Source organism: Klebsiella sp. PK01 (assembly GCF_057624675.1).
Genome location: NZ_JBYEZM010000002.1, coordinates 687,685 through 703,649, shown reverse-complemented (window position 1 = coordinate 703,649; position 15,965 = coordinate 687,685). Strand labels below are relative to the sequence as shown.

Genomic DNA, 15,965 nt, shown 5'->3' with positions numbered 1-15,965 from the left:
GGCTGTACGTTGGTCGTTGTTGTTATGTCGCCATGAATTTACAGTGTGCGAAAAGAATTATTTTGACTTTAGCGGAGCCGTAACGGAATGACAAAATTTGCTTTAGTAGGAGACGTCGGCGGAACTAACGCCCGTCTGGCGTTATGTGATATCGCAAGCGGGGAGATTTCCCGCGCTAAAACTTATTCCGGGCTCGATTACCCAAGCCTTGAGGCCGTTGTACGCGTCTATCTCGACGAACAAGCCGTGAAGGTCGAGGATGGCTGCATCGCCATTGCTTGCCCCATCACCGGCGACTGGGTGGCGATGACCAACCATACCTGGGCTTTTTCTATTGCCGAGATGAAAAAGAACCTCGGATTCGCGCATCTGGAAATCATTAATGATTTCACCGCGGTGTCGATGGCGATCCCAATGCTCAAAACCGAGCATCTGATCCAGTTCGGCGGCGCGCAACCGGCGGAAGGTAAACCGATCGCCGTCTACGGCGCTGGTACAGGTCTTGGCGTAGCGCACCTGGTACATGTTGATAAACGCTGGGTGAGCCTGCCGGGCGAGGGTGGCCACGTCGATTTCGCGCCGAATAGCGAAGAAGAGGGCATTATTCTCGAGGAGTTACGCAACGAGTTGGGCCACGTGTCCGCCGAACGCGTTTTGTCCGGCCCGGGATTAGTTAATCTGTATCGGGCTATCGTTAAATCCGATGGCCGTTTGCCGGAAAACCTACAGCCGAAGGACGTCACTGAACGTGCGCTGGCGGATACCTGCATTGATTGTCGCCGCGCGCTGTCGCTGTTCTGCGTCATTATGGGGCGCTTTGGCGGTAACCTGGCGCTAACCCTTGGCACATTCGGCGGCGTGTATATCGCGGGCGGCATTGTCCCGCGTTTCCTTGAGTTCTTTAAGGCGTCGGGTTTCCGCGGCGGGTTTGAAGATAAAGGGCGCTTTAAAGCCTACGTGCAGGATATTCCGGTCTATCTCATCGTTCATGATAACCCTGGCCTGCTCGGCTCCGGCGCGCATCTGCGCCAGACGCTTGGGTATATACTCTAAGCCACTCTCAGTCGGGCGGCGTTTGGCGCCGCCCATCTCATTACAGATTCATCAACTGGCGGAACTCTTTCACCTTACTGCGGCTGACCGGCACCTGAAACTCAAGGTCGCGTAATCGTAGGACGTAGGTGTTGTTGAACCATGGCTCAATTTCGCGGATTTTATTCAGATTGACGCAGTACGAGCGGTGACAGCGAAAGAAGTGCGCAGCCGGCAGCTTGCTGCAGAATTCGGTGATGTTCATCGGCATGACGAATGATTCACGGCGCGTATAGACGAAGGTCATTTTCTCATGCGCTTCCGCGTAATAAATATCGTGAATGCTGGTGACGATGATCCGCTCGTCTTTAATTAGATTAATGGTGTCGTTTTCGCGGGTTGGGTTGTGCGCGGGCGTGCCGCTTACCGCCAGTTGCTGCTGTTGCTGCCAGGCGCTGGACAGCTTCTGCAACATATTAATAATCCGTGATTCCTGATAAGGCTTGAGGATGTAGTCAAACGCTTCCAGTTCAAAGGCTTCCACCGCATGTTCTTTCCACGCGGTGATAAAGACGATGAACGGCTTATGCGCGAACTGGCTAATATTTTGCGCCAGCAGCACGCCATCCAGCGAGGGGATATTGATGTCGAGAAAGATGGCATCGACTTTATTGTGCTGCAGGAATTTCAGCACGTCGAGACCGTCGTCGAAGGTGCCGACGATCTCCATCTGGCTGTGGGTGTTAATCAACCAGGTGAGTTCCTGCTGCGCCGGGAACTCATCCTCAACAATAATGACTTTCATTTTTTCTCCGCTCATGGCAACAGCGATACCGGTTCAGTCGCCGGGGCGTGCTGGTTGGGGACGTAGAACGCAATCTCCGTCCCCGGCGTCAAGCGGCGGATATGCAGCCCTTCGCCGTAGAGCAGTTTCACCCGATGATGAACATTCAGCAGGCCAATTTTATTACCCGGCATCTCGTCGGCTTCGACGCGGGCCACCACCGCCGGGTCAATACCGTTCCCGGTATCCCGTACGCTGATGCGCACCCGGTTTCCGCATTCGTTGATGGCGATAGTCACCACGCCCTTGCCCCGACAGGGTTGAATACCGTGGACGATGGCATTTTCTACCAGAGGCTGAATGAGCAGGCTGGGGATGACGCAGCTGACCTCCTCATCAATATCATAAATCACCGTCAGCTTGTCGCCGAATCGCGCCTGCTCGATCGCAATATAATCCTTAATTTGGTATAGCTCGCGCTTGATGTCGATCTGCTCGTCATCTTTTAACTCAATGTTATAGCGCAAATAACGCGACAAATTGAAAATCAACTGCCGGGCGGTATCCGGATTCATACGGATGGAAGAGGAGATGGCGTTAAGCGCATTAAACAGAAAATGAGGATTTATTTTACTCTGCAGGGCGCGTAGTTCCGCTTTATTGGCCATTTCACGCAGCTGTTCGGCCCGGGAGACCTCAAGCTGGGTGGAGATTATTTGCGACAGGCCGATCGCCATCTCCTGCAGCGAGGAGGTAATACGATGCGCGTGGCAGTAGTAAATTTTCAGCGTGCCGGTCACCACACCTTTCTCGCGTAGCGGAATCACCAGCATGGAGTGGATCTCCGGCGTTCTGTAGGCTTCATCGTTGTTTTTAATGATGATGGTGTCGCTTTCAATAGCTTTACGAGTCGTTGGGCTGATATCGTTGTTGCGATCGTTATAGTTATTTTCCCCATAGCCAACGTAGGCCAGCACCCGGTCAGTGGTGGTAATCGCGACCGCATCGGCATTGATGTCCCGGCGAATAATATCGCAAACCTGACGCAGCGATTCGCTGTTAACGTGACGGAACAGCGGCAGCGTTTTGTTGGCGATATCCAACGCCAGTTTTGCCTGGCGCGCCGCGCTGGCCTCTTTCTCGCCTTCCACGCTCTGAACCAGCAGTACAATAAAACCGATGCAGATGCTGCCAAGGATCATCGGGATACCGATTTTGGAGACAATATCGATCCCCAACGCCAGCGTCGGCGCCCACAGCACCACGAGGATCATGGTTAGCGTTTCACACAGCATCCCGGCCAGAATCCCCACCTTCCAGCGCTGGGCTTTCGGGATTTTGCGGTTGATAAGCCCGGAAAGCAGCCCGGCGACAATACTGGTGATAAAGCAGGGGATGGCGGTCACACCGTCAATATCAATGAGATAGCGGTGTACCCCGGCAATTACGCCGACAATCGCGCCGACCCACGGGCCAAACAGGATCCCGCCGGACATCACCGCGATAATACGTACGTTGACCAGCGAACCTTCTACCGGAACGCCGGACCAGGTGCTGAACAGCGCGAACATGGAGAAGATGGCGGTGACCGCCAGCAGCTCGCGAGGCGTATGCGCCGATTTATGCAGCAGTTCGCGAAACAGGCGTAAGCGGATAAGAAAAAAGAGGCAAATGAGCATTAATGCCGCGCGGTCAAAAACCGCCAGCAGCATATTAAAAATATCGTGCATGGGTGCGCCCAGGATTCGCAGGAAAGCAATATGATAGAAAACCTCGCGCCAGAAGGCTAGCCGCAGAAATCAATGAGGAACAAGCACAAAAATAAAAGGGGATAAGTGGATATCTCCAGCTATCAGGGCGTTGATGGGGAGTGATGATATATTACAGTATTATAAATGATATCAATATGTTAATTGTTTATTTAATATATGCACGTTTTAGGGAGGCGTTCTGCCGCATACTAATAAGTAATGCCTTATTTTTGGCGCCAACGATTATTTTTTATCAACCCTCTCGACAGCGTGTTTTTTTTCAGGTTATTTTCTAAGCGAGCCACATCGGTGGCCGCGTCGCTCGGACGGTCCGGGCGCTAACGTTAATCTGAGGAATCTATGGCTGAATTCAGTCCTGAACGCCGTTTTACGCGTATCGATCGTCTCCCTCCGTATGTTTTTAACATTACTGCCGAACTGAAAATGGCTGCGCGTCGGCGCGGCGAAGATATTATCGATTTCAGTATGGGTAACCCGGATGGCGCCACGCCGCCGCATATCGTCGAAAAACTCTGTACCGTTGCCCAGCGCCCGGATACCCACGGTTACTCTACCTCTCGCGGTATTCCGCGTCTGCGCCGCGCGATTTCGCGCTGGTACCAGGAGCGTTATGAGGTCGATATCGACCCGGAATCAGAAGCCATCGTGACGATTGGTTCGAAAGAGGGGCTGGCGCATCTGATGCTGGCGACGCTCGATCATGGCGATACGGTGCTGGTGCCAAACCCCAGTTATCCGATTCATATTTACGGCGCGGTTATCGCCGGGGCGCAGGTCCGTTCCGTCCCGCTGGTGGAAGGCGTTGATTTCTTCAATGAACTGGAACGCGCGATCCGTGAAAGTTACCCGAAGCCAAAAATGATGATTCTGGGCTTCCCGTCTAACCCTACCGCCCAGTGCGTTGAACTCGATTTCTTCGAAAAAGTCGTCGCGCTGGCGAAACGTTATGACGTGCTGGTGGTGCACGATCTGGCCTACGCCGACATCGTCTATGATGGCTGGAAAGCGCCGTCGATTATGCAGGTGCCCGGTGCGCGCGATGTGGCTGTCGAATTCTTCACCCTGTCAAAAAGCTACAACATGGCCGGCTGGCGTATTGGTTTTATGGTTGGGAACAAAACGCTGGTTAATGCGCTGGCCCGCATCAAAAGCTACCATGACTACGGTACCTTCACGCCGTTGCAGGTAGCGGCGATTGCCGCGCTGGAAGGCGATCAGCAGTGCGTGCGTGATATTGCGGAACAATATAAACGTCGCCGTGATGTGCTGGTGAAAGGGCTGCATGAAGCCGGCTGGATGGTTGAATGCCCGAAAGCGTCAATGTACGTGTGGGCGAAAATTCCGGAGCCATATGCGGCGATGGGCTCGCTGGAGTTCGCTAAAAAGCTGCTGCAGGAGGCCAAAGTGTGCGTCTCGCCGGGAATCGGCTTTGGCGACTATGGCGATACTCATGTGCGTTTCGCATTAATCGAAAACCGCGATCGTATTCGTCAGGCCATCCGCGGTATCAAATCCATGTTCCGCGCAGATGGGCTGCTACCGGCAGCTGGTAAAACGGTAGCTGAACACCACGAATAAAAAATGGGAGCCGTCTGGCTCCCATCTCTTTACTGCATAGCAGGTTAAATCATCAGGGCGAAGGTACCGGCCCAAACGATGACCATAAAAGAAATTCCCATCAAAAAGTATTTCACGACATGTCACTCCGCATTTTGGCGAAACGCCTAAATGAATTTAACTTTAACCATTGCAGGATTGTCGCAGATAAAACCAGACTATTCTGGCAGCTGCGACAAACCGAAATTCTGTGCGTTAACTGCTCCAGATGGCGCTAATGTACGCTTAAAAAATGGTGGAAACAAGATCCATTTTTTTATTAATTTTTAGTTACTTACGACTGTCGTGAATAGGCGACACATTAATTTCATTCGGTAATAAATTCAATTACGGCGACGATGATTTTAAGCAATACCCTGACATTCTGTAGTTATTTGATTTTGGGATTTTTTCTATTGGCGGGAAGGTGCAGAAATCACTTTCTGCACCCTATCGCGATGAGGTTAGTGGCCGGTCGTCGGCGCGCGCCATTGATGTGGATAACGTGCGGGAACAAAGCGCAAGGTAAGCGCCATTAAGAGGAAAACGCAGATGGCGTGGAATTCCCAGTCTAGCTGGTAGTTTCCGCTCAGGCTGCGCAGCAGCCCTGAAAGCCACGGCGATAAACCGGCGATAATAAAACCGATGCCCTGCATAAACGCCACCAGCCGACCGGCGACGGCAGGCTGCGGTGAATGGTCCAGCGCCAGTACCAGGCACAGCGGGAAGGCGCCGCCCAGTCCTATGCCGCAGCTCACCGCCCACAGCAGCGGCCACTGTTGTGGCCACCAGATGAAACCGCAGAACCCGAGCAACTGCAGCGCCAGCGCCAACATCAGCAGCTTACGGCGATCTTCGTGGCGAGCGAGCATCGGTAGTAACAGCGCGCCGGCGGTTTGGCCGACGGTCATCAATGCCAGAAGCGTGCCGCTAAACTGAGCGCTGTGGCCAAGCTGCATATAATAGGGCGGTAACCAGGCAATCAGGCTGGCGTAGCCGCCATTGATCAGCCCGAAATAAAGGCCAAGCGTCCAGGCCCGATGGTGACGAAAGACCGACGGCGCGGCTTGCGCCGATGCGGCAACCGGCGCGGCGGGCAGCATTTTGCTGATCGGCAACCAGCCAATGAGCGCAGCCAGGGCCGGTAGCGTCCACCATGCCAGCGCGTGGTGCCAGAGCGCGCTTTGCTGCGCAAGCCAGGGGGTGAGCGCGGCGCCAAGGCCGCCTCCGCCCATCAACGCCGCTGACCACAATCCCATGACCTGCGGCGTGCGGCGATGAAAAAGACGCTTGATGACGCTGGGAATAATCGCCTGAATCACGCCGATGCCAATCCCGCCGAGCAGCGCGCTACTAAGCAGCAGGCCGCTTTGCGGCGCCAGCTCGCGCAGGAGCGCGCCAATGCCAATCGCCAGCAGACTTAACGCAATACTGCGGTTTTCGCTAACGTGGCGGTTAATCCATCCGCCAGCGAGCGCCAGCACCCCCATCGCGATGACCGGAAGCGCGGTCAACAGTGAAACCAGGGTAAAGCTCATACCGGTTGCCTGTTGCAGTTGCGGCAGCAATGGACCTATCGAGGTCAGTAGCGGGCGCATATTAATGCCGATCAGTACCAGCACAAATAACGTCAGCGTATTGCGTTGCGTCTGGCTCATTACGCTTTACCCGCCCAGCGCTGATACAGGGCCAGCCCTTCGGGTTGTGGGCAGTGGTGAATGGGGAGTGATTGGTCATCCAATGGCTGCTGCAATTGTTGGTAGATAGCGGCGGTAGAGAGATTGAAGCGCTCGCCATCCTGATTGCTGTTGGCAAAATAGACTTCGCGCACGCCGGTTAAATACATCGCGCTCAGACACATCGGGCAGGGTTGTCCGCTGGCGTAAACCACGCATTCGCGCAATATCTGATTGCCCAGACGTAGAGAAACGTCGCGTATGGCGTTGAGTTCAGCGTGCGCGGTAGGATCGCCGCTCTGGTGCAAGGTATTCACCGCTTCGGCAATGACTTCACCCTGGCGCACGATGACGGCGCCGAATGGGCGGCCGCCGTTTTCAACATTTTTGGCAGCAAGCGTAATGGCGCGCTGAAGATAGTTATCATGAGTAGGCATGAGCGGCTCCTGTAGATACTGTTATCGGTTTGCAACTGTTTTGGTCCGGGAAAAACATGTGGTGTTAATTCAGAGCACATTGCGCTCCCCTCCTGCCGGGAACGTCTCAGTGATTTTGAAGCCACCAACACCGGCAGTTTCAGTAACCATGGGGACAGCGGTAGAAATTTTCAGCTCGCCATGGCACGGACCGTAGGCCGGATAAGGCACAGCCGCCATCCGGCTCGAAAGCGGCTTTTTACCCGCGGTTATTGCCAGGCGGCGCTATGCTTGCGCGGGCCTACAGAGCACATGCCGGCGTAGAGGCCGGGTAAAAGAACTCAGTCGGCGGCAGGCTGGAGATTGAACCCTGCTTCAGGGTAGCGAGCTTATGCCATAAGCTAAAAGACTTATTTATGATTGAGTCAATAAGATTTGCTTATGGGTTGCCGAAATACTACTGAGTTCTCTCACGCGAGGATGATTTTTGCCAGACATGCGGTTTATCTACCAGGTATATCCAACGCCAAGGATGCCATACAGTTCTCCGCTGTGCTGGACAATGGGGCTATCGGCAATATCGTCATCATAGCGTTCGTAGTTTGCCGCTACCATAGCGACCCAATGCGGGCTAAAGCGGTAGCTGGTAATGATGGCGACCATTGGCGATACCGTCGTACCGGTATCCCACTGCGGGCGCTCGGGCGTCGCCTCGCCTGCTGAGACGCCGCCAAAATAGTAGTTCGCCATGTTATGGCTACGCACCATCAGCCCCATACCGGGCATCACCAGCAGATTGTCTTTAACAATCGGAAAATCGGCCCATAACAGCAGCTCCTGGCCGTTGCTGCGACCGCTGATATCGGAACTGATGCGCGCGCTTATCAGCGCGTATGGCGTGATCCAGGTAGCGCCAATACCGCCTTCCAGTTCCCCTTTACGTTCGTCCATTCCCTTGAATGCCGCATCGTCGCTGGGATCTAAATTACCGAAACGCCAGCGCCCATAGCCGTAAAGCGCGATATTGTCATCAAGGTGAAAGTAGTAGCGGGCGCGATCGCCGAGATACATTAACTGGTCGCCAAAATACAATCCTCCGGGAATAAAGTGGGTTTCGTTGTCCTGCTTTTGGTAGCGTGCGGTACCGCTAATGGCGGCGCCGCCGAGAACCCATCCTTTAGGCACCGGGCTATTCGGGTTATCGGCGGAAAAAATGTCGATTGAGCCGAGGTCGACCTCAGCGCTAGCGGAACCGCAATACAAAGCAAGCGTACCGAGAATGGCTATGGGGCATTGGGATAGTTTGAGCATGAGCTTATAGTTGGCGTGAGATGATGAAGTCGATGTGAATCGACCGTGATAAACAATAGAAGATATATAGACGATAGCGAACGCGGTAGGGGGATATTTTTTGTCTTTTATCGTACTTTTTCTGTTTTGCTTTTACTCGGGAAAGCAAAGTGCGCCGGTATCAGCACTATCACTGTAACAGTAGCGGATTATCCGTGTGAATAATCCGCACAAAAATGAATATCATGAATTGAGAATCAGTTCAGAGAGTGAAGCCATCGAATGATTTTCGTTGGTGACGATGCCTTCTTTTTTTAGTTTTTCCATGATGGATTTAAAAGCGAGCTGTTTACTGCTTTCTGTCGCATTAAGTAGGTCGCGGTTAAAGGCGGGATTAGATTGAATGATATAATTAATGAATTCGAGCAGCAGCTTATTCTGCGGCGGCGTGGATGGCTCATTAATGGTTTTTTCATTATATGAATTCATCGCGGCTTCAGAATGTTCCAGCGGACGACTACTGATGGTGTGCTCGTAAATTTTCTCAATTTCTTTACAGGTAATGTACAGCTTGCTTAGCTCAATTGTCGGCTTATCATCATTATCAGGAATGAAATTGCAGTAGATGACGTTTTTAGCCGGAGAGATAATGCTCAGTGAATCTTCTTGTTGAATGTTGTCCGGATTCTCCAGCACATCCATTAGATTTCTTGAATGAGTGTGCCATAAACCAGAAACTGAAACGTTGAGTTTAATTTTGGCGATGGCGCTGTCGTGATTGGCATCAATGACCGACACATTTTCATTCAGGGTGATGATATTGTTTATTTTAGAGTGCTGAGACCAGGGTTTATTGGCTTTGGTAATGTCATCAAAACCACCGTAGCCGTATGACGAATCGCCAACCCCTTGATTCCTGGTTAAGGCGCTATTGAGAGTGCCGCGATTTTTTTTCAGTTTCAGGCACAGGCTGATAGCGCCGATATCGTGCCAGTGAAGTAAATCTTCCAGTTCGCACTGCAAGAGTTTTTGCGCACGAGCGATAGAGCAATACTCCAGCGGTGGGAGATTGTTCAACTTCCAAATGTTTCTTTCTATCTTATTCATGGCGTTAATTTAATATAAATGTTTTAAATGGTTTGCGTGTTCTGATTAACAGAACGCGAGCGTTTTTATTCGACTACACAATCCTTTTCATGAAAAACTATTCATCAGAGGAATGTGAGTTTATAGTTCATAATATTTATACGGCGGAGGATGGTTAAAATACCCTCTGTAGATAATTATAATCCCTGTTTTATAAATAAGGAATAGAACAATGCTTAATTAACGGTAAGCCGGGTTTGAACTATAATAAATTACTCTAAAACTGAATGCGTTAGATGTTAATGATTGTATCGATAAATAAAAAAGACGCCGCAGCGCCTTTTTATAGTAACCATCGCAGGCATAAATTAGCGGGCGCTCTTCTGGAGAGTAAAACCGCCATCCCCCACCTGCGCCGTGGCATACCACGCCATTAATTCCTCGGTACCCGGCGCGCCTTCGGCTGGTGCCCATGGCGCGGAATCCTGCTCGGCTACCGGCTGATAGCCTCCGTGCTTGACTTCAAAAATGATACCGCCGCGATCGAGCGACAGTACCGCATGCCAGGTACCGGCCGCCATTTCCAGCGCCGTGCATTCTTCTCCTAATACCACGCGGTGGGTCACGGTGCCTTGTTCATCGAAGTTCAGTACTACAAAACGGCCGCTTAACGGCAGCAGCAGCTCAAAAGTATGAGGATGACGGTGAGGACGAATGTAAGTTCCCGGCTCCATGGCAATGGCCAGACGCTGTACCGGATCGCTGAGTTCCGGATGGAAGTTACGATGCGCCCGTAGGCGGGGCGAGACCGCGGCGGCCGCGCTCTGTTGTTGCATATCACTGATAGTGATTTGTTTCATGTATACCGCCTGCAAAAAAAGATGACTCAGGGCTTACGCCGGTTTGCATGACTAAGGTGGAGTTGAGCAATCTGCGCTACGAAGCGCAGATTGCTCTCCCGGTTACCTGATTATGCACATTTAACGCCATTAGCATAGGGTGATTTATCTATTTCATATTGATGAATATATTTAAGTGATTTTTTATTTTTTTAGTGGCGTTGCTTAATTTTATCTCATCTCAATCATTATTCTTTTATTGTTGGCGAAGGTGTGTAGCATAAAAATAGGGGGGAAATAGCAACATACCTGAGCGTTTCTTACAGAGGGAAACATAATTGAGTATGCAATCTATAAGTGACTGGGTAAGCAAGCTTGAGCCGCTTTGTGCCGAAATAGAAACGGCGTATCTTGATTTTATTATTGACCAGAGCGGTCTCGATTATTCCATTATCCCGGCACTTGAGGAGTTTTCTCCCCCTCTTCAATGGCAGTCCCTTTACCTTGGTCTGCCGGAGGAATCTCTGCCCGAAATGGCGCCGCTCCTGATTCGTATCGCACTTAATGCCCCGCTACAGCGGCAGTGGTTTATCGAACTGGCGTATAAAACGCAAACCAGAACGCCATTACTGGCAATAGGGTCGCAGTGGGCTTTCTCCACGCTAGCCGAATGGCTAACTGACTGCGTTGATGCAACGCATGAGGGGCGATCAGGCCTTTTTCGCTACTTTGACGCTCGTCTATTTCCGTGGCTATTTTCCGATATTCTGCAACCCGAGCAGCAAGCGCAGCTACGTCGTCCCGCACTCTTCTGGAGCTGGCTGGATCTTGATGCCAGGCCGGCACTATTGATCGGTCACGGCGCTCCGCTTGGGCTTGGTGAAAAATGCCAGAAAATCGCTTTCAGTGATGAGCAATTCGAAGTGATGATGTGTCTTTGCGACGTTAGGTTATTTCTTCGCCATCGAAGTCTGCCGGACAGCTTGTTCAGCTCCCAAGAGGAACGCTTTTCAGCCTGCTTTCGGGCGATGTTGGATGCGACAAAAAATGGAATTTTGCTGGACAACGATCGCGAGGAATGGGTGATGAATACCCTGGTGGAACGGCACTCTCTTGCAGAATGAAAACCAAATCATGACTCACATGCCTCGTTATTGATAAAGGAATATTCCATGAACCTAACATTTCCGCGCGTGATACTGGTGGCATTGCTGCTGACTGTCGCCAGCCAAGGGGCGCTGGCGGGAACCATTAAAGCCATCAATCATACCCGTTGGGCGATTAACGCTTTCAGCGTCGATGGCCAGTCGGGAATAGACATTATCGGGCCGTATCAGGGGGGCGGTGGTGGATGCTGTTACCAGGTACCTGCGAAATGGAGACCAGGGATGACGGTAAAGGTGAACTGGGAAACGGGGGTGGCTTTTGCCAGCGATGTTCCTGATATCCCAGAGCCTGAACGGCCTGATACCTCTAGAATGAGTGAAAAAGAATATTATCAGGCGTGGCAAAGTTATTCAAATGAAATACAAGAGTGGTATAAAAAAATCAATGCATTAGGTGGACATCATTCATTTTTAGTTTCGGTACCGGACTATACGGGACAGGAAACCTGCGGGATCACCGTGCATTTTTTGCCTTGCGATCGGGCCAAAGTGACCACCAGTTGTGCCAACTACGGCAGTCCGGGATACCCCATTAAGGAACCTATAAAGATGATGGAGCCGAAATTATGTCCGCGATAATTAGCGAGCGGGCATGGTACCCGCCTGCGTTTCCGGCGCAAGGACGTTTACCGACGCAAGCCGCGCTGGTAGGGCAGAATAGCCTCCGCCAGGAGAGCCTTGAAACGGCCTACCGACAGCAATTATCGCTGGCCGTCGGGCGGCGCGTGGAGCCCCCCTGTTGCAAAACACTGCATATCAGCCTGTTTTTTGATGGCACCGGTAATAACCTTAATCACGATCTTTTTGTCGCCAATCCGAAGCATCCAACTAATATTGCCCGCCTGTTCCGCGCCACTATTGGCCAGGGTTATGCTGGTGGGTTGGCGGATAAAGGGCCTGAGCTGCTGGATGCCAGCAACAGTGGCGGCAATAAATACTACAAATATTATATTCCCGGCGTCGGTACTCCTGTCCCGGAGGTGATGGATCTGGATTTCAGCATAATGGGACTCGCCGCGGCAACACACGGCGAAGACCGGATAAACTGGGGGCTGCTACGGCTGGTCGATGCTCTCAAACGGACCATGGATAAGGATGCGCTCTCGGATGGCGACAGCTGGAAGGCGGTCAAAAAGATGGCAACATCGATGGTTTCCTTTGGCCTGACCGGCAGCGCTAACCGCTATGAAACCATCCATAATCTGTTGAATGCAATGTCCGCAGATCTGCGCAAAGCGCTGCTGCCCGCTATGCCCGGCAAACAGAAGCTATTAGGCATTAAGCTGTATGTGTATGGTTTTTCTCGTGGAGCGGCAGCGGCCAGGACCTTTGTTAACTGGCTGAGCGAACTGCTGCCAAAGCCAGGGGAGGGAGAAACAAAGCCCGAACAGTGTCTGGCGGTGGGAGAGCTGAAGATCCCATTAAGCGTGGAGTTTCTGGGCCTGTTAGATACCGTTGCTTCAGTGGGGGTCGCGCATATTGCCCCCGTAGCGGAAGGACATATGGGGTGGGCGGACGGAAGCCAGGAGCTGCCGGATGAAGAGTTCTACGGCGGATTTATCAAACGCTGTGTACATCTGGTTTCGGCACATGAACAGCGGCTGTGTTTCCCGCTGGATTCCATTCGCCGCCCGGACGGCAAATACCCGGCGAATAGCGTGGAGGTTATTTATCCGGGGGGGCACTCGGATATAGGGGGAGGATATCCGCCGGGGGATCAGGGAAAAGGTGATTCTGATTTAGAATTAATATCCCAAATTGCGCTGAATGATATATACGCTGCAGCCTATAATATAGGTGCGCCATTAAAGGTGAAGCTGCAAAGTTTACCTGTTGATTTGCAAAAGGATCTTTGGCGCGTTATGCCCGTCCAATTAGTTCGTGACTTTGATATTTCTCCAGAAGTGGTTCTGCGTTTTAACAGTTGGAAGACTTTAACTTTAAGTGTTGAAAGTTACGCCAAAGATATTAGTAAAGAACTGGCCGCCAAATATGACCCACAACGTGCTCCCCTCTGCCTGGAACGAGCCCTGGAAGAACAGATCGCTTGGATCACCGCATGGCGCATTAATCGCTATGCCGGCGGTAGCTACAAGACCCAGCGCTTTTACATCGATTCTGCGGCAAATGGACTGGATAAAGATAGCGATCCGCAGGTCAGAAAAAAATCTGAAGCTGAGAGAGAGGAGGCCCAACAGGCGGTAGAAAAAGCACGGCGTAAACGTATTGTTGAGCAAGATCAGGAGTCCGCGTTTCTGATGCTGCCGCAAGGGCCAAAAGATTTTGATGCCGCGCTTGGGCAGACGCAATTGCGTCAGGCGGCAGATGAGTTTCGGGAGGATTATCATCGACTATCGCGTACGGATAACGGCAATTGGTTGTTTAAGGCCGTCGACGCAATGAGTAATGCGATTTTCCTGCTAAATGGTGATGATGAATACGGTGAGTGGCTAAAAATAAAAACCACAGGCGCCGAGCGAGAAAAAATACTTTTTCCGCCGCAGGGTGAGAGCAGTAATGCCCATCTGCCAGCAGGACTGGTACGGGTGTTGTTCGACGAGCAAATACATGATTCCCGCGCATGGTTTATGCACAGCGCTCTAGGAGCCCGCGAGCCGTGGGGGAGTTATTTTCTGCAGCGGATGATCTACTTTGGCAGCCGAAGTAGTAAACCGCTAACTCCACTGATGATTGCTGGTGCGGTAGTTGGGGCAGCGACGGTCGCAGGCGGTGTCGCCGTTATCATTAAACAGAAGCGGGTAATGGGTGAGCTTATTGGGGTAATTGGCGCTGCGGGGGCTATTTATCTGGAAACTCAGGCAATCGATCTGCTTTCTGGTAAGCCATTATCGATGCTGAAAAACGCCGCGCAGTTACAGTTGCCCACCATGGAGCCTGGCCTGGTCGTTGCCGGTCAAACCCAGATGATTAGTGAGCAGCGGCTGGCGCTGAAGAAATCACAAATAGAAAAGCGTTGGACGGAATCAATAGCCTCAGCGCTGCTGGTATAGTTGGAGCAGGAGCGAACAATGTTACAGGAAAGACGCCAGAACCTTACTCTGCACCTATTGTGCGGATATGGAAGATGAGGCCATTACCTGAATATCCGCCTTACCAGGTTGCCAGCCCGCCATATGGTGTGCTCTGGCTGTCGATAAGCTTGATAGTGGTGGTGTTCTCGGGAATCGGGGAGCTAATACTTCAGCCTGTCGGAAACGTTGTCGGCATAGTGTCATGCGGCAGTGCGATAGTGATGGTGATACTGTGGATGCTTCGTCTCCTCTATTACCGGCTGTCGGTTCATTACGCTCAATACTATTACTGGCTGGTCAGTCAGTATCAGCAGGAGTGGTGGGCAGAGCATCAGCTGCATTTTACGTTAAGTGACGTAGTGTTGCTCGGGCCGTCTGGATCAACGAATACGCATTGGTGGCGCCTGCTCAAACATGAACAGCGTCCCGCAGAGGTAAAAAACGAGGCGAGCGGCAAGGCATTACGAGTTGCCCGTACCTTGGTTGAGCCTGCGCATGAACGCGAGGTACAGCTCGCGAAAATGCTGGTGCTGCAATGGAAGGAACAACGCCTCCACGCCGGGTTACCTGATTTACGGTGCTGTTACTGGCAGGGTTCGCGCCGCGCCTGGCAGGCATTTTGCGCTCAGATGCAGGCGACATTTCCTACAGTCGGGTTGCCTGCTGAGCCACGGTTGTGGCGAGGCGAACAGAGCCTTGCGGAATTTGCTGCGATAAGCGACACCTTAGCGAGCAATGAAGCGATTCTGGTGGCCGGGTGCCACTCGCTAATGGCTTCCTTTTACTCGGTACTGCCAGCCGGCGAGTCGGCGGCATTATGGCTGGTTGGTAAGGGCGGCTCCGTCTGCCTCACTCGCGGTGAAGTGTACGATGTTACAGATAAAGAAACATTATCAGAGACTTGCTCTCGAGCGGAGCGGCAAATCGGGCTCGAAGAGGCGCCTGACGCCTGCATACTGTTTGCGCAGCCTACGCTATCTGGCTGCGGCTGGAATATTACCCGCCATCGGCAGGATGTTTATTGGGGCAACTGTGGCGAGATGGAAATGTTAATAGTCATCGCGCTTGCCGCGATAAGTGCTGAGTATTTTCGCCGACCTTGTAGTTGGATAGCCCGCGATCCGCAACATACGCTGGCACTTGGGATCGTTAAACCGGGTGGGGAAGAGAATTGAAATAGCCGTAATATGAGGTAAACATGGTGTCCCCTGCAGGAATCGAACCTGCAACTAGCCCTTAGGAGGGGCTCGTTATATCCATTTAACTAAGGGGACAA

At 52.1% G+C, this 15,965-nt stretch carries 14 protein-coding genes and 1 tRNA gene; 6 read left to right on the top strand and 9 right to left on the bottom strand.

Translation table 11 applies throughout. The features are described from left to right. The first annotated feature begins 87 nt into the window (after positions 1–87). A complete protein-coding gene (gene glk / locus AC22LX_RS08515) occupies positions 88–1,053 on the top strand; it encodes a glucokinase (RefSeq protein WP_045391567.1) in 966 nt (321 codons plus the stop codon). 40 nt (positions 1,054–1,093) lie between these two features. On the opposite strand, the gene AC22LX_RS08510 is transcribed toward glk, so the two are convergent. Then, positions 1,094–1,837 carry a LytR/AlgR family response regulator transcription factor gene (locus AC22LX_RS08510; protein ID WP_045391564.1) on the bottom strand — a complete coding sequence of 248 codons (744 nt, stop codon included), beginning with the start codon at positions 1,835–1,837 and terminating at the stop codon, positions 1,094–1,096. An 11-nt stretch (positions 1,838–1,848) separates the two neighbouring features. Next, positions 1,849–3,546, bottom strand: a complete 1,698-nt coding sequence (locus AC22LX_RS08505) for a sensor histidine kinase (protein ID WP_045391561.1) — start codon at positions 3,544–3,546, stop codon at positions 1,849–1,851. Between the two features lie 381 nt (positions 3,547–3,927). On the opposite strand from AC22LX_RS08505, the gene alaC reads away from it, so the two are divergent. Then, a complete protein-coding gene (alaC, locus tag AC22LX_RS08500; RefSeq protein ID WP_045391558.1) occupies positions 3,928–5,166 on the top strand; it encodes an alanine transaminase in 1,239 nt (412 codons plus the stop codon). Between the two features lie 44 nt (positions 5,167–5,210). Here alaC and ypdK read toward each other — a convergent pair whose 3' ends face one another. From ypdK to AC22LX_RS08470, 6 genes are all read right to left on the bottom strand, one after another. Next, positions 5,211–5,282, bottom strand: a complete 72-nt coding sequence (gene ypdK / locus AC22LX_RS08495) for a membrane protein YpdK (protein ID WP_077777854.1) — start codon at positions 5,280–5,282, stop codon at positions 5,211–5,213. Positions 5,283–5,648: 366 nt separating this feature from the next. Then, the gene (locus AC22LX_RS08490; protein WP_047045754.1) at positions 5,649–6,842 is read right to left on the bottom strand and encodes a cyanate transporter; all 1,194 of its coding nucleotides are present in this window, start codon (positions 6,840–6,842) and stop codon (positions 5,649–5,651) included. Further along, positions 6,842–7,297 (bottom strand): nucleoside deaminase, encoded by a 456-nt coding sequence (locus AC22LX_RS08485; protein ID WP_045391552.1) that lies wholly within the window; start codon positions 7,295–7,297, stop codon positions 6,842–6,844. The genes AC22LX_RS08490 and AC22LX_RS08485 overlap by 1 nt, the downstream gene beginning before the upstream one ends. A 486-nt stretch (positions 7,298–7,783) precedes the next feature. Then, positions 7,784–8,587 carry a MipA/OmpV family protein gene (locus AC22LX_RS08480; protein WP_223683741.1) on the bottom strand — a complete coding sequence of 268 codons (804 nt, stop codon included), beginning with the start codon at positions 8,585–8,587 and terminating at the stop codon, positions 7,784–7,786. A 222-nt stretch (positions 8,588–8,809) separates the two neighbouring features. Next, a complete protein-coding gene (locus AC22LX_RS08475) occupies positions 8,810–9,673 on the bottom strand; it encodes a hypothetical protein (RefSeq protein WP_045391545.1) in 864 nt (287 codons plus the stop codon). A gap of 347 nt (positions 9,674–10,020) precedes the next feature. Next, on the bottom strand, positions 10,021–10,512 hold the full coding sequence (locus AC22LX_RS08470; RefSeq protein WP_045391542.1) for a WbuC family cupin fold metalloprotein: 492 nt from the start codon (positions 10,510–10,512) through the stop codon (positions 10,021–10,023). A gap of 323 nt (positions 10,513–10,835) precedes the next feature. Here AC22LX_RS08470 and tla1 point away from each other — a divergent pair, with 323 nt between their 5' ends. The 4 genes from tla1 to AC22LX_RS08450 all read left to right on the top strand — a co-directional run bounded on the left by tla1 (position 10,836) and on the right by AC22LX_RS08450 (position 15,864). Continuing rightward, complete coding sequence (tla1, locus tag AC22LX_RS08465) at positions 10,836–11,615, top strand: toxin Tle1 chaperone Tla1 (RefSeq protein ID WP_045391539.1); 780 nt, start codon at positions 10,836–10,838, stop codon at positions 11,613–11,615. Positions 11,616–11,663: 48 nt separating this feature from the next. Continuing rightward, complete coding sequence (locus AC22LX_RS08460; protein WP_045391536.1) at positions 11,664–12,236, top strand: DUF3304 domain-containing protein; 573 nt, start codon at positions 11,664–11,666, stop codon at positions 12,234–12,236. Beyond that, positions 12,224–14,668, top strand: a complete 2,445-nt coding sequence (locus tag AC22LX_RS08455) for a T6SS phospholipase effector Tle1-like catalytic domain-containing protein (RefSeq protein ID WP_063447748.1) — start codon at positions 12,224–12,226, stop codon at positions 14,666–14,668. The genes AC22LX_RS08460 and AC22LX_RS08455 overlap by 13 nt, the downstream gene beginning before the upstream one ends. Positions 14,669–14,742: 74 nt before the next feature. Further along, positions 14,743–15,864, top strand: a complete 1,122-nt coding sequence (locus AC22LX_RS08450) for a hypothetical protein (protein ID WP_063447747.1) — start codon at positions 14,743–14,745, stop codon at positions 15,862–15,864. Positions 15,865–15,888: 24 nt separating this feature from the next. On the opposite strand, the gene AC22LX_RS08445 is transcribed toward AC22LX_RS08450, so the two are convergent. Further along, positions 15,889–15,963, bottom strand: a tRNA-Arg gene (locus AC22LX_RS08445). Positions 15,964–15,965 lie beyond the last annotated feature (2 nt).